The following is a 14,804-nucleotide window of genomic DNA, read 5'->3' as shown; positions in this document are numbered from 1 at the left end:
AAATTTGGTTGCTGGTGAATTGAGCGGCAGAGGACAGAACAAAGGGCGCTTTGGTATTAAGCGCCCAGTTAGGTAGGATTAACCTTTCACGGCTCCTGCGGTTAAGCCGTCGATAAGCTTACGAGAGCTGATCACAAACATCACCATTAGCGGTAACACGGCGATGGCGACTCCACTGAAAATTGCGCCGTAAGGAACCAGTCCGGTACTACCTTGCAACGCACGCAGCGCGAGCGGAACGGTGTACATTTCCATATCGTTCATAACAACCAGTGGACCCATGAAGTTATTCCATTGACCAATGAATACCACAAGACCCAGCGTACCCAACGCAGGTTTGATCAATGGCACAACAATGCGCCAGTAAATTCCGAACTCGCTACAACCGTCCATTCTCGCCGCTTCAATCAGCTCTCTTGGAATGGCACTGCCGATATATTGTCTCATCAAGAAGATGCCCATCGCCCCACATGCCATAGGGACATAGAGCGCTTTCGGCGTATTCATCCAACCGAGAATAGACATGATTAAAGCGGTCGGAATCATGCTCAAAAAGGCGGGTAGCATGAGTGTGCCCATAATGAACACGAACAACATCTTTTTGTATCGAAACTCAAACATAGCAAATGCATAGCCAGCAAGTGAACAAAACAGCAGGTTCAAGGCTGTTGTGATAGCAGCAATGTAGAAGCTCCAACCTAAGTTTTTCCAAAAGTAGGGTAAGTAATCAATGAGCGCGGTTAAGTTGTTGCCTAACTCGTCACCAAACCAAAGTGGAGGCGGCACCGACATAATGGCCGTATTATCGTGAGTCGCAAAAACAAACATAAAGTAGAACGGAGCTAACATAACGATCGCACCAAAGGCGACGAAACTGTAGGCGGTGATTTGTCCTGCGGAGAAATTAGTCTTCATCGTTTGCTCCTCGGTTTTTCTCAGAGAACAGTTTGTTGTTGCCCCAAGATAGAGCGGCAATAATCATAAATAGAATCCAAGAGATCGCGGAGGCAGTACCAAAATCACCTTCTTGGAATGCAGTAATGTACATATGCATAGCCGCAGATTTACCGGCTTGGTCTATACCGCCCGTCCCATTGGTGATGATGAAGGGTTCTTCGAAAATTTGCAGACTACCAATGATCGACAGCGTAATCGCGAAGAACATCATCGGTTTAAGCATTGGCAGCGTAATGTAGAAGAACTGCTTTATTCTGCTTGCCCCATCAATGGTGGCAGCTTCATACAGGTCTTTTGGAATAGTTTGCATCGCTGAGAGGTAGAGAATGGTATTCCAACCCACATAACGCCAAAACACCACGAATGAAATCATGCCTTTAGTATATTCGGGCTGATTCCAGTCGATGTTTTGCGTTGGGAAGATCCATGCAAACGGCTCTATACCGCCAATGGAAATAGTACCTATAGAGGTAAGGACCATATTTACTAAGCCATAGTCTCGTGAAAATAGCGTAGTAAAGATCATCGCCACCGCAACGGTCGAAGTAATGTAAGGCAGAAAGTAGACGCCGATGACTCCATTTCTGGCACGCTTAAAACTGGTATGGATGAAGAAAGCCAGAGGTATGGCGACTAAGTGTTGTGGAACGCCTGATGCCAGTGCCATCCAGAATGTGTTGTAGAGCGATTTGTGGAACCAATCGTCGGTAAGCGCAAATTGGTAGTTTTCCCAGCCCACCCATTCCATCGCACTGAGACCAGCCGCTGGCTCCCAATAATGAAAGGAAAGGTAGAGAGAGAACAGCATTGGGAACACACCAAATGCTAAGAAAATAATGAAAAATGGACTAATAAACAGGTAGGGTACCCATTTATGACTCTTGGCTCGCCATTGATGCCAAGTACCAGTATTTTCACTGGGTTTATTGGTAGAGGTTATGCTAACAGACATGTTGGACTTCCTGTAACGATACACGATTAGGCTGCATGTAAAACTTTGCCTTCGGCATTAAATACATGCGTTCGTTTAACATCGAAAAATAGCTCGATGTCTTCACCTTCAAGTCGAGTGAGGGAGTCTGACGAATCGATTTCGGCAAGAATTTTGTTGTCACCTAACTGGCAGTGTAAGTGATACATAGATCCAAGAAGTTCAGCGTGAATCAAACGTACTTTAACGCTGGCAATGTTGTCTGACTCAATGGCTTGCTTATTAAGATACAAATCGCTTGGACGGACACCGTACTCGATGCCTTCATGTGAATTGTGCAAGCAGCGGTCAAGTTCAACAACTTGATTGCTGATATTCAGGCCACGTGAGTGGGGCATAGTCGCGGGAATCATGTTCATTTCAGGGCTGCCGATAAAGGTGGCGACAAAACGACACGATGGGGCGTCGAAAATCTCTTTAGGTGTGCCAATTTGTGCCACATAGCCATCTTTTAAAATTACGACTCGATCGGCAAGACTCATGGCTTCTACTTGATCATGAGTGACGTATAGCGTTGTCGTTTTTAACTTCTGATGCATCGCTTTGATTTCAGCGCGCATGCTGCCTCTTAATTTTGTATCAAGGTTAGACAGTGGTTCATCAAACAGAAAGACAGAGGGAACACGTACCATCGCTCGCCCCATCGCCACGCGCTGTCTTTGTCCACCGGATAAGGCTTTTGGATAACGTTTGAGTAACGGAGTGAGTTCCAAGGAGTCAGCTACGGCAGCAACTTGTTGTTTGATATCATCTTTGCTGCGACCAGCCATTTTAAGAGGAAATGCGATGTTTTGCTCCACCGTCATATGTGGGTAAAGGGCATAGCTTTGAAAAACCATGGCGGTATCACGATCAGTTGGGTGAAGGTCGTTGACTAAGCGGTCTCCGATATAGATTTCGCCCTCAGAAATCTCTTCTAATCCAGCCAACATGCGTAGCGTCGTGGATTTGCCGCAGCCAGATGGTCCCAGAAATACGACAAACTCACCATCGTTAATATGCAGATCAAACTGCTTAACGACTTCAGTTTTGCCGTAGCGCTTTTTTAAGTTCTTAAATGTTACAGAAGCCATAGTTTTCTACTTACCTAAATCGAGCATCACTCCTAGCAATCGCTAGGAGGATGTCTTAAAAATTGATGAAACGGGATTAACGACGAGCGCGGCGCTTAATTTGACGCGCGGCATCTGATAGCGCCTTATCGATCTCTACATTACGAGTCAGTACCGATTGAAGCGCGTCATCGACGATCTGCTCGGCAATAGGGTCATGTCGATGTGCCTTAATTGCAGGGATGTTGGCGGCGGCCAGTTTCCATTGCATGCGAGCTTGAGTTCCACCTAAGTATTCAACAGGCTGTTCCATAAATTCGGAATTTTGCGCTTCGATAAGAGAAGGGAAGATATTAAGCTGCTCGAACACTTCCATTTGAATATCAACACGTTGGCTCATGAACTCAATGAACTTCCATGCTTCATCTTTATGGTCTGCGCGTTTTGGAATTGCCAAGAATGAGCCACCCCAGCTTGCAAATGTATTAGCAGGAAGGTCTGCGGTGCGCCAGACGTTTTCTCCCGGAGAGATCCAGCCGTTAAAGTGCCCACCAAGCCAAGAGCCCATCATCTGGCTGGCAATATCACCGCGACGCAGACCTTCGGTCCACTCCGTACTCCATGCTTTTACCTGCGCATCGAGATGAGCATCACGCACTTGTTTTGCGAGTTTGAAAGCTTCTTTAAAACGATCGGACTCGACCATGATTTTGTTGTCTTGATCGAAGTAGATAGATTCGCCATCTTTTAGACCAGAGCGGATAACGATATCTTTAATGTCCACCGCGTCTGCAACAAGGTAGGAGCCGGTTTTCTCTTTGATTTTCTTGCCAGATTCAATGAATGAGTCCCAGTCACGCAGCAGTTCTTCTTGGGTCACACCAGCTTTGGCCAATACTTCACTGTGATAGAAAATCGCACCCGGGCCGATATCAACCGGTAAGCTTGATTGCTCGCCTTTGTTGTTTTGGCCTAAAGGTACTGTAAATGGTGAGAAAGTATCAGCAAATGTGCCTGCGTTGTAAGGTGGTTGATTAAGATCTTCCAAGCCGCCTGCGTTGGCGAATCGGCCGATATAGCCCACTTCAATTGCCATTACATCGGGTACGTTCGCACCCGTCGACAGTGAGGTTGTCATCGCTGTGTGGTGATCATCGAATGCCAAAGAGGTTAGGTTGATTTTGATGTCTGGATTCTCTTTTTCAAACATCGGGATCGCCATACGAATTGCCTGGTCGTAGTTTGCAAATGCTGCCACATTTAGCGTCGTTTGCGCCCATGCTGTGCCAGACAGTGTTGCTAGCGCGATAGCAGAGACAAGTTTGGAGTATTTTAATGCTGTTTTCATTGCTCTATCTCTTTCTTATTAGGGTAAGTGCTCAGTTTTTGTTCTTTAGTGCTGAGTCACTTTGTGGTTGATGCTAGCGACCAATTTGGTCGCTAGGTCAGGTAAGCGTTAGTTTGTTCTAGAGTGCGACTACCGTCATATCCGTGAAGTGCACAGGGCCTAATTGGTTGTAAAAACCTACACCGCCAGACTGATAGGTGTCAGGCATGGTTTCATCAATAGACGTCAGAACTTGTTTGCCGTTAATCGAGCAAGCAAACAAATTGCCGTTCACCGAAAGGTCGAAGTGATAGCGCTCGTGTGGTTGCCATTGGAATGGCTCTATGGCGATAACGACATCTTTGCCAAACTCTCTGCGTATCAATGAGATCTGATCATCCGTATTGAGTTCGACTCGGTAGTAACGTTCCAATCCTTGGTAGCGAACTATAGGACCAAAAGCTTGTTTTATCTGAGGCTTAAGCGCGATGGATAAAGAGTAGTCGTGCCAATCTTTACTGCCGTATACGTAGAGGCCAGGGTGAGACGCGTCGTTATTGACTAAGCGGTAGATATCTTGATTGTCGAACTTGATGCAGGTATCCATAGTATTGATAAAGCTGCTTTCCCATATTTCATGGATTGGGTTGCTATCAATGCCTATGGTTTGCGATGGTGTGCCTTGCCAGTCCAATGAATGCAGCTTGATATATCCAGCATCGTTTCCTGAGTGAGGGTTACTAATTTGCAGTCCAACGGTGGCAATCATTACGTTATCGAGTTTTGGTAGGGTCCATTGATGAGTTTGTGGTTGCGTTGACAAGGTGAATGGTTCACTAAAAATGCGTTCAACGTTCATTTGGCTGTCGTAAGTTTCGACGTAGAAACTGACACTGGCGTGGTCATAATCGGTTGCACCTGACACGCTCGCTTCGATAGTTTGAGACGGATAGAGTGTAGGACTGCCAACTATGTGGTACGACGATTCGTTTACTTTACTATCAAGTGGCGTATGTGTTGCGGTACTCACTTGCAACGGTACACCACATACCAAATGCGAGAAGTCCAGTCGCAGCGCTTGCTCACTGTTGCTAAGGCGTGCGTTTTGGTTGTAGTTCAAGTCAGGGTTAATAGCAAAACCTTGCAATGACCCTTTAGGCGTAAAGTGGAATCTAGGACGTTTGGGTAGGCGCTCATTATGATGTAATTGATGAGCGATCGCGTAGAGCTTATCGGCTTCTTGAACTGCATCGAAAATATGATCTTGAATATTGGCACTTGGAAGAAGAATTCTATCCGCGACTGGTGTGCGCCAATCAAAGCCATCATCAAGAGCGGCTAAGCCTAATCGAATACCGTTGAGACAACCTACGTTCGCCGCGTTACAGTCGGTATCCCAACCTAATGTATTCACAATTTTCATTGATTCGTGGAAGCTTTCACCCCCGTAAAGAAGAGATAAAATGATTAATCCATGGTTGGGAATTACATGACAAGTGCCGTCAAACTTGTCGTAGCCATAGTGAGTTTTAAGCTGCGAAAATGCCCAATTCCAATCACGTGGATTCTCTTCATGCCAGCCACGAACAGCGTTAATGACTTCAGCAATTTTCGATTCTTTGGGGATATAACTCAAGCCGAGGTCGATGAGAGCGTGCAAGTCGGTTTCAATAAACGCTTGAGACTCCATAACGGCAAGTAGAACTGCGGCGTGAACGGCTTCACCGTCGTGGCTAACCTTAGCTGCTTCAGTTGCCATCTGCGCGGCTTTATCTGGCATTGCAGGGTTGATGAGTGCCCAGCCATCAATAAAAATCTGTGCGCCTATTTGTTCTGCGACGGTTTTTCCGTTGGTTTCTATTGAGCCACTATGCGGTGCTTCAAACCCATTTCTTAAATTGAGCCAAGCAGTGTGCTCGGTCGATTGTCCATAGCCACCCCACCAAAGAATGGTTTTTCCTTCGATTAAATTATCAAGCCAAGATTGACCAAGGTGCTGGCTAGAAAAGTCAGAGCGATACTCATGATCTTCCAAAGCGTGAGTGAACATAAAGGTGCCGGTAATGTCGTCATCACTGACGATAAGAGGATGGTTAACTTGTTCGTTGACGTAGCGGTTTATCTCACCGAATTGGTCAACGATATGCTCGTTAACCCAACCCTCAAAAGGTCGTCCTGCATACACTCCAATTATCTTGCCTAAGATTCCAGCGTACAGCTTTTCGTAATATGTATTATCTAATTTCATTGTTGCTTAAGGTCTCTATATAAATCCGACTGAATATGGACATGACAAACATGCAGCGAGTGAATTTCTAAATTTATGCTAACGAACAATAATGAGATGTTTTGTGATCTAATCCACCATGTCTAATTTACAAAACTAACGGGCATGAAATATTTTTCATCATAAATATATGATTTATATGGTTAAATTGTGAAAAACAAAAAGATATTTCATGGCTTTGTTGTATTTCTAAATATGGTTCATGGTTTCGATATAAATAAAATCTGCAGCAGAAGTAGTGAGACAGATATCACTCAATTAGCGCATTAATTTGTTTAGCCTTGAGTGATTACAAAGCAAGCGTGAAGTGTTGTAAGTCACACAAACCAAAGCAGATGAGATTAAGGAGAAACGATGGCTTTCAAAGATGATTTTATTTGGGGGGCAGCTGCCGCCAGTTATCAAATTGAAGGTAATACCCAAGGTGTTGATGGCTGTGCAGATTCCGTCTGGGACATGTGCTCTCGCCGTGATGGATTCGTAAAGGGCGGAAACACAGGATTTATGGCTTGCGACCACTACAATCGCTATGAAGAAGACGTAAAAATCATGCAGTCAATCGCTCTACAAGCGTATCGATTGAGCATCATGTGGCCAAGGGTGATGCCAGAAGGAACTGGTAAAGTGAATACTCAAGGGTTGGATTTTTACGACCGTTTGGTAGATGAGTTGCTTGCTAAAGGCATTTCACCTTGGGTGACGTTATTTCATTGGGACTATCCGATGGCGCTGTTCCACAAAGGTGGATGGTTAAATGACGACTCTAGCGATTGGTTCGCTGAATATACTCGAGTGATTGTCGACCGTTTGTCTGATCGAGTGGAAAACTGGTTTACGTTAAATGAGCAAGCATGTTTCATTGGGCTTGGCCACCAAACCGGAATGCATGCCCCTGGTCTTGAACTCCCTGCGAAGGAAGTGAATCGTGCGTGGCACAATGCACTACTTGCCCACGGTAAAGCGGTACAAGTGATTCGGTCGAATTCGAAACGTCCAGCTAAGGTCGGGGCAGCACCTTGTTTCCGAACCGCTGTACCTATGACCAACAGCCCAGAAGATATTGCAGCTGCAAAAGCGCATACCTTTAATGTTATTAATAAAGAAATGTTTAACGCGAGCTGGTGGATGGATCCTGCATTCAAAGGTGAATATCCAGAGGATGGATTGGCATTATTTGGCGCTGATGCACCTATTATCAAACCTGGTGATATGGAAACCATTTGTCAGCCTTTGGATTTTGTTGGAATTAATGTCTACAGCTCGGAAATGGTACATGCAGCAGCCGATGGGACACCAGAAGTTGTGGAGTATCCGAATAACTATCCGAAGACCCATTTCGATTGGCCGATTACGCCTGAAGCACTCAAGTGGGGCACTGAATTTTTGTATGAGCGTTATAACAAGCCGATTATTGTCACCGAAAATGGACTTAGCACCAATGATTGGGTCAGTTTAGACGGTAGAGTGCATGATACGACTCGCATCGACTTCTTGCATCGTTACTTATTAGGTTTGAAAGAAGCGGCCGCGAATGGTGTCGACATCATGGGATACTTCCAATGGTCAATACTCGATAACTTTGAATGGGCGGAAGGTTACAAGCAGCGCTTCGGCCTGGTCCACGTTGATTATGAAACGATGAAGAGAACGCCCAAGGACTCTGCACTTTGGTATAAGTCAGTGATCGAATCAAATGGCGCGTCATTAGGAGAGACGCGTGCGTTGCAAGGCTGGATGAAACCGAGCGACTTTAACCGAAATACTTGTTAACGCTCTCGGTTTGACCCTGCCGTTTCGAGTAAGTTATAAAGCGTCTATGTTTAGGCGCTTTTTTTATGGGCGCTGATGTTGGTAGAACCATGAAAAAAGAAAAGGAAAGCAAAGTTACCTTAACCGAGGTAGCAAAACGAGCGGGTGTCTCTCCAAGTACTGTTTCTCGTTACTTAAATCGAACCAGCTTCATTGCTAAAGATAAAGTGCGTGCTATCGAAGAAGCGATGTTTGAGTCTGGGTTCAAGAGTAAACCTCGAAAATCGCAACCTATTACCAAGCGCAGTATGTCGATTGGGGTTGTCGCTGCATCATTTGATAGTCCACATATCGCAAGAATATTAAAGGGTATGGACAGTACTGTGCTCAACCACTCATACCAGATCATTGTTGAAACGAGCCATTGGAATAAAGCCCGCGAAACTGAAATCCTCAAACAGTTTAAGCAGCGAAATGCCGATGCTATTGTGTTAATTGGTAGCTACCTCAATGATGCTGAAGTAAAAACGATCCTTGGCAAAACGCCGGTGTTACTACTGGGAAGTCCGGTCTATCTAGCTCCTACAGATAGCATTACCGGTATTCCTCAAGTCTTAGTCGATAATGAGCTTGGTGGGTACTTAGCGACCAATCATTTGATTCAGTTAGGTCATACCAGAATCCTTCATCTTCGCGGAGCCATCGGTAATAACGATTCTGACGAGCGGGTAGTCGGGTATAAACGCAGTTTGGAAAAAGCGGGAATCGAGGTGCTGGATGAGTTGATTGTTGAAGGTGAATTTAAGTCAGAGCAGTCGCTTGAAGTGGTTAAAGAGACAATAGAGCAAGGGATTGAATTTACGGCTATCTTCGCGTCTAATGATGAAAGCGCTTATGGAGCAATTCAGGCATTACATCAAAAAGGCTATTCTGTTCCGGATGACATTTCACTCATAGGTTTTGATGATCTGCCATTTTCCAGCTACCTAATTCCACAACTCACCACGGTTAAACAGCCACTCGAAATCATGGGATCTATTGCGATACGTTATGCTCTTGATTTGATTAGTGGAATTAAGCCAAACTACCAAGTCCCTCCTGTGGAGGTAATTGTCCGAAATAGTACACAAAGGAATGCGGTGAAATCGGCCATATGAAAGAGAAAAAAGCCACCATATACGACGTTGCAAGAAAAGCTGGCGTTTCGCCAAGCACCGTCTCACGTTATTTAAATCGAACGACCTTCATCGCTAAAGACAAAGTCGACACCATCGAAAAGGCTATCTTTGACCTTGGTTTTAAACCTAAAGGTCGTAAAGCCCAGCCTAAGACAAAGCGAAACATGAAGATCGGTGTTGTTGCACCTTCATTTGATACCCCTTATGTAAGCCGTATCCTATATGGCATGGATCGTAGAATGCGTAACCACAGTTACGATATTATTATCGAAACCACGAACTGGGAACAAAGCCGTGAACGTCACGAGCTTCAAGATCTGGTTTCACGGCAAGTGGATGGCATTATCGTTGTCGGTGGTGATTTGGCAGAAGAAGATATCGCAGCACTAACAGGGAAGATCCCGACATTATTGATGTGTCGTAGAGGTAAAGGAATTTTGCCTCTCATAAACGTTGATAATGAAATGGGGGGATATCTTGCCACTAACCATTTGGTTCAGCTAGGTCATAAGAAAATCATGCATTTGACGGGACCAAGTGGCAATATTGATTCTGAGAACCGTATTGCTGGTTATTTGCGCTCGCTGAAAAATGCAGGGTTAGTGGCAGAACCCGGTATGGTTATCGACGGTCACTTTGAATCAAGAAATGCTTTCCAAAACCTTACGACTGCATTAAAGGGCGGTGCCAAGCCCACTGCAATATTTGCAGCTAATGATCATAGTGCGTTTGGCGTAATTCAAGCATTGCATCAGTACGGTTTACGAGTCCCTGAAGATGTTTCGGTAATTGGTTTTGATGACCTTCCTATTGATGAATACTACATTCCTCGTATAACTACAGTACGCCAACCATTTGCAGAAATGGGTGAGATCGGTGTCAGATATCTACTCGATCTTATCAGTGGCAATAAACCAAATTACGACATCCCCCCTGTGCAAGTTATCATTCGAGACAGCACTCAAGCACACAGCTAATTGGTGCGCCCTTAGTGGATCTGGGCGCATTTTCGTTACCTTCTAAACGTTGCTATTGTCCTTTTAGTTATTAAATGAAAATATATTTTTTTGCGATCTTGATCGATGAAGTAAATTTTTATTAATGCAAAAGTAAACTAGGCTGTATGACATGCTAGTGACCATTTTGCGTCACTCAGTTTTTTATTCAGGCCTACTTTGTTGTGATTCAGAGCGTTGTCGAGTCGTTGTCGCAAAGTAACACCATGAGTTAGTTTGGATTTAGACAGAAGGGAACAAATATGGTTTTTAGGAAAAACCGACAAGCAGTTTGGCTCGTTATGGCAATAGGTACCGCTCCGCTGGCAAACGCAGAGCTGTTTGATTACATGGCAACAACTGACCCCGTCAAAGATCAGCCAAGTGAACAAGGCTGGATTGCAGATCATAGCCAAAGTGGTAGTGGTGCGCTATCAACAGTAGATGGGGTAACAGCATGGGTCGCACAAGGTGAAGGCGGACGAGCACAGTGGAAAACGGTGTTATCTGACGCGTTAAAGAGTCAAGCAACGAACTACGGCTGGAGGTTATCGACTGAAATGCGCGTGGTTAGTGGCGGCATGATCACCAACTATTACGCCGATGGCAGTCAGCGTGTGTTGCCAATATTATCCATAAACAGTGCTGGTGAGCTGGTGGTGGAGTTTGAAGGTCGAAGTGGTACTACTGTACTGGCGACAGGCGCGGCGGCAACGGACTACCATAAGTACGAATTGGTCTTTCACCCGGGGGATAACCCTAATGCGAGCTTTTACTTCGATGGACAGCTAATTCTCGATCAGATATCTCCTTCACCAACGTCACAAAATATGTTGGTGTGGGGTAATGGCTCAACCTATACCGATGGTGTCTCAGCATACAAGAATATAGAGTTCGAAGTGCAAGGCGATGTGATTTTCAACGGCCCCGATCGCATACCATCTCTGGTTGCGAGCACAGAAACACCTGGTGTGGTGACAGCCTTTGCAGAGAAACGAGTGGGGGGAGGGGACCCAGGTTCAACAGCCAACACCAATGATATTATTACTCGCGTCTCTACCGACTCAGGGGTGACATGGAATACTGAATTGAACTTAACCGAGCAGATCAACGCTAACGACGACTATGATTTCTCTGATCCTCGTCCTATTTACGATTCAGCGTCTGACAGTGTTATTGTTTCTTATGTCCGTTGGCCGACTGACGCCGCGCAGAATGGCGATAAGATCAAGTCATGGATGCCAAGTGGGGTCTTCTACAGTACCTACGATATTGCTACTTCAAATTGGCTGGCTCCGGTGGATGTGACTCATCAAGTTAAAGAGCACAGCTATCAAATTGCAGGTTGGGGAGGTTCAGAGCTCTACAGTAAATCAGCTACTCTAAACAGTAATCAGGACTGGCAGTTGAATGCTACACTACGAATCTTTGACGGTGCTGCTAACCGAATACAGGCGGCAGATGGAGCTCGTACTTTTGTGGTGACATTTGCTGTAGATCCGTCAGGACAGCTTACCGCGCAATTAAATGGTGAGTCTTCGCCTGTTATTGTCGCGCTAAGTAGTGGTGATGTGTATGGTTTTCATCAATACCAAATTGCCTATTCAGCCCTGAGTAATCAAGCGTCTCTATTGGTCGATGGCAATACTCTGGCTAGTTGGTCAGGTGAAACGTCGAGTAGCAGTCTTGTAGAGTTTGGTAACGCAGATAGCAGTGTTGATGGCCGAATTCATCTACAGGATATCGCTCTTGAACAATCAGGCGTGACTTTGGTTAGCCTAGATGCGGCTTATTTAGCTCAACAAAATCCAGCGAGTACCACGACTGACCTAGAACAATTAGGTTGGAGCAAACAGAAGTCTGGCAATACCATGAGCTTTTACGGACACGCCAGTGTGAACCCTGGGCCCGGTCACGGGATCCAGCTTGAACGACAGCAAGCGATTGCTGGTAGTCATAATGGACGCCTAATATATCCCGCTATTACACTAGACCGATACTTCTTAAACGTCATGTCTGTGTACAGTGACGACGGTGGTCAAAACTGGCAAACAGGGGCAAGCTTACCACTTCCCTATCGTTGGAAGAGTGCGAGCAGTTTGGAAACGCTTGAGCCGAGTGAATCGGATCTCGTTGAACTAGATAATGGTCATTTGCTCTTGACTGCACGCCTTGATTTTAACAAGACCGTAAGTGGTGTTAATTACGGTCCGCGTCAACAGTTCTTGAGTGAAGATGGCGGTAAAACATGGGCGATGCTCAGCGGTAACAATGCCGATGTTTTCCCAGGTATAAGCTCTGGAACCGTCGATGCTTCAATTACTCGCTTCGAAGAAGCGGATGGTAGTCGATATCTGCTGTTCACTAATCCTCAAGGTAGTCCGTCTGGAGCGAGCAATCGTCAAGACTTAGGTTTATGGTTTAGTTTTGACGAGGGCAACAGCTGGAAAGGGCCAATTCAATTGGTCGAAGGAGCATCGGCTTATTCAGATATTTATCAACTTGATGCTGAAACAGCAATTGTGATTGTCGAAACCAATAGTTCCAATATGCGTATACTGCGAGTGCCTGTCACTTTGCTAAAACAAAAGGCGTTGGCGCTGCCTTAAAAAGCGCGTAAACAAAAGCCAGACCTGTTGTCTGGCTTTTTTCATTTGGGTTATTCGCTTAGTGATTTACCTTGGGTTTTAATCACTTCTTGATACCAATGGAAGCTTTTTTTACGCTTACGTTCTAGAGTGCCGTTGCCGTCATCATGACGGTCGACATAAATGAAACCGTAACGCTTACTCATTTCTGCGGTGGAGTTCGCTACAAGATCGATAGGACCCCAACTAGTGAATCCCATTAGTTCAACACCATCTTCAATCGCTTCTCTCGCTTGTACTAAATGGTCATTTAGGTATTTGATGCGGTAGTCATCTTCAATGTTGCCATTCGCGTCAATTTCGTCTCTTGCTCCTAACCCGTTTTCGACAATAAACAACGGCTTTTGGTATCGGTCGTGCAAGAAGTTAAGCAAAATGCGCAGTCCTTTCGGATCGATCAACCAACCCCACTGGCTTTTCTCCAAATATGGGTTCGGTACACTGTCAACGATGTTACCTACTTCTTTTTGCTTTGGATCGGCACTTGCACAGCCGCTGGCGTAATAGCTAAACGAAATGAAGTCGACTGACGCTTGTGCGATGGTCTCTAGATCTCCATCGTGAATATCGAGTTCAATTTGGTTTTCACGGAAGTAACGCAACATGTAGCCTGGGTATTGACCACGAGTTTGTACATCTCCGAAGAAGAGCCATTTGTTATTTTCGTGCATCGCAGCGATCACGTCATCAGGATTGCACGTGTACGGGTAGTTTAACGCGCCTAACAGCATGTTACCGATCTTGCCATTTGGAACGATCTTTTGGCACAGTTTTACCGCCTTGGCATTGGCGACCAGCTGATGATGGATAGCCTGATAGATTTCTTGTTCTGTAGCATCTTCTTGCAAACCTACACCCGTAAAAGGTGCGTGCAATGACATGTTGATTTCGTTGAATGTCAGCCACAGTTTCACTTTGTCTTTGTAACGTTCAAACACCGTTGTAACGTAACGTTCAAACATCTCAATCAGTTTTCGATTACCCCAGCCGCCGTAGTTTTCTACTAGAGCATAAGGCATCTCGTAGTGAGACAAGGTCACGAATGGTGTCATGTTGTACTTCGCTAACTCATCAAATAGACGGTCGTAATAAGCGAGTCCCGCTTCGTTTGGCTGTGTGTCGTCACCATTTGGAAAAATGCGAGTCCAAGCGATAGAAAGTCTCAAGCAGTTAAAGCCTATCTCATCAAAAAGCGCAATGTCTTCTGGATAACGGTTGTAGAAGTCAATAGCAAGATCTTTGATACCAGGAGTACGTTCATCGCGAGTTTGATGAGGACTCAAAATGCCTGAAGGCAGCATGTCTGAGGTCGAGAGTCCTTTGCCATCAAGGTTATAAGAACCTTCAACTTGGTTGGCAGCAATTGCACCACCCCACAGAAAGTTATCCGGAAATTGAGTCATATGAAACCTCTAAGCTTATTTGCTTTATTGATTTGGATTTGTCGCTAATGAGCTTGCTGCAAGCAACAATCTGTAAGTAAAACTACTATAGACTTAGTATTGATTAATATGAGGAATGAAAAAAGAGTGAATGTTTTTGTATAATCTTCCTCAATATGTGTTTATTAGCGAATTTTAGTGCTCAATAGAGGTGGCGGGATTTAAATGAGGAAGAAAA

At 45.1% G+C, this 14,804-nt stretch carries 10 protein-coding genes; 4 read left to right on the top strand and 6 right to left on the bottom strand.

The window, feature by feature from the left end; all coding sequences use genetic code 11:
- Positions 1–78: 78 nt before the first annotated feature.
- The 5 genes from VME0621_RS15035 to VME0621_RS15015 all read right to left on the bottom strand — a co-directional run bounded on the left by VME0621_RS15035 (position 79) and on the right by VME0621_RS15015 (position 6,575).
- Positions 79–915, bottom strand: coding sequence for a carbohydrate ABC transporter permease (locus VME0621_RS15035; protein WP_006069476.1), 837 nt, complete (start codon positions 913–915; stop codon positions 79–81).
- On the bottom strand, positions 905–1,909 hold the full coding sequence (locus VME0621_RS15030; protein ID WP_006069477.1) for a carbohydrate ABC transporter permease: 1,005 nt from the start codon (positions 1,907–1,909) through the stop codon (positions 905–907). Before VME0621_RS15030 ends, VME0621_RS15035 begins: the two co-directional genes overlap by 11 nt.
- A 26-nt stretch (positions 1,910–1,935) precedes the next feature.
- Entirely contained in the window at positions 1,936–3,021 is a 1,086-nt protein-coding gene (locus VME0621_RS15025; protein ID WP_006069478.1) for an ABC transporter ATP-binding protein, read from the bottom strand.
- A 76-nt stretch (positions 3,022–3,097) separates the two neighbouring features.
- Positions 3,098–4,348 (bottom strand): ABC transporter substrate-binding protein, encoded by a 1,251-nt coding sequence (locus tag VME0621_RS15020; RefSeq protein ID WP_006069479.1) that lies wholly within the window; start codon positions 4,346–4,348, stop codon positions 3,098–3,100.
- A gap of 118 nt (positions 4,349–4,466) precedes the next feature.
- Positions 4,467–6,575, bottom strand: a complete 2,109-nt coding sequence (locus VME0621_RS15015) for an ADP-ribosylglycohydrolase family protein (protein ID WP_062462178.1) — start codon at positions 6,573–6,575, stop codon at positions 4,467–4,469.
- 393 nt (positions 6,576–6,968) lie between these two features.
- Between VME0621_RS15015 and VME0621_RS15010 the strand changes: the two genes are divergently transcribed.
- The 4 genes from VME0621_RS15010 to VME0621_RS14995 all read left to right on the top strand — a co-directional run bounded on the left by VME0621_RS15010 (position 6,969) and on the right by VME0621_RS14995 (position 13,145).
- Positions 6,969–8,384 carry a GH1 family beta-glucosidase gene (locus VME0621_RS15010; RefSeq protein WP_062462181.1) on the top strand — a complete coding sequence of 472 codons (1,416 nt, stop codon included), beginning with the start codon at positions 6,969–6,971 and terminating at the stop codon, positions 8,382–8,384.
- 89 nt (positions 8,385–8,473) lie between these two features.
- Positions 8,474–9,520, top strand: a complete 1,047-nt coding sequence (locus VME0621_RS15005; RefSeq protein ID WP_038221737.1) for a substrate-binding domain-containing protein — start codon at positions 8,474–8,476, stop codon at positions 9,518–9,520.
- Positions 9,517–10,518, top strand: a complete 1,002-nt coding sequence (locus VME0621_RS15000) for a LacI family DNA-binding transcriptional regulator (protein ID WP_062462187.1) — start codon at positions 9,517–9,519, stop codon at positions 10,516–10,518. Before VME0621_RS15005 ends, VME0621_RS15000 begins: the two co-directional genes overlap by 4 nt.
- A gap of 281 nt (positions 10,519–10,799) precedes the next feature.
- Positions 10,800–13,145, top strand: a complete 2,346-nt coding sequence (locus VME0621_RS14995; protein WP_062462190.1) for an exo-alpha-sialidase — start codon at positions 10,800–10,802, stop codon at positions 13,143–13,145.
- A 50-nt stretch (positions 13,146–13,195) separates the two neighbouring features.
- Here VME0621_RS14995 and VME0621_RS14990 read toward each other — a convergent pair whose 3' ends face one another.
- Complete coding sequence (locus VME0621_RS14990) at positions 13,196–14,587, bottom strand: glycoside hydrolase family 1 protein (protein WP_062462193.1); 1,392 nt, start codon at positions 14,585–14,587, stop codon at positions 13,196–13,198.
- Positions 14,588–14,804: the final 217 nt, after the last annotated feature.

This window comes from Vibrio mediterranei, from assembly GCF_900088415.1.
GTDB classification, from domain to species: domain Bacteria; phylum Pseudomonadota; class Gammaproteobacteria; order Enterobacterales; family Vibrionaceae; genus Vibrio; species Vibrio mediterranei.
This window is presented reverse-complemented; position numbering and strand designations above follow the sequence as displayed.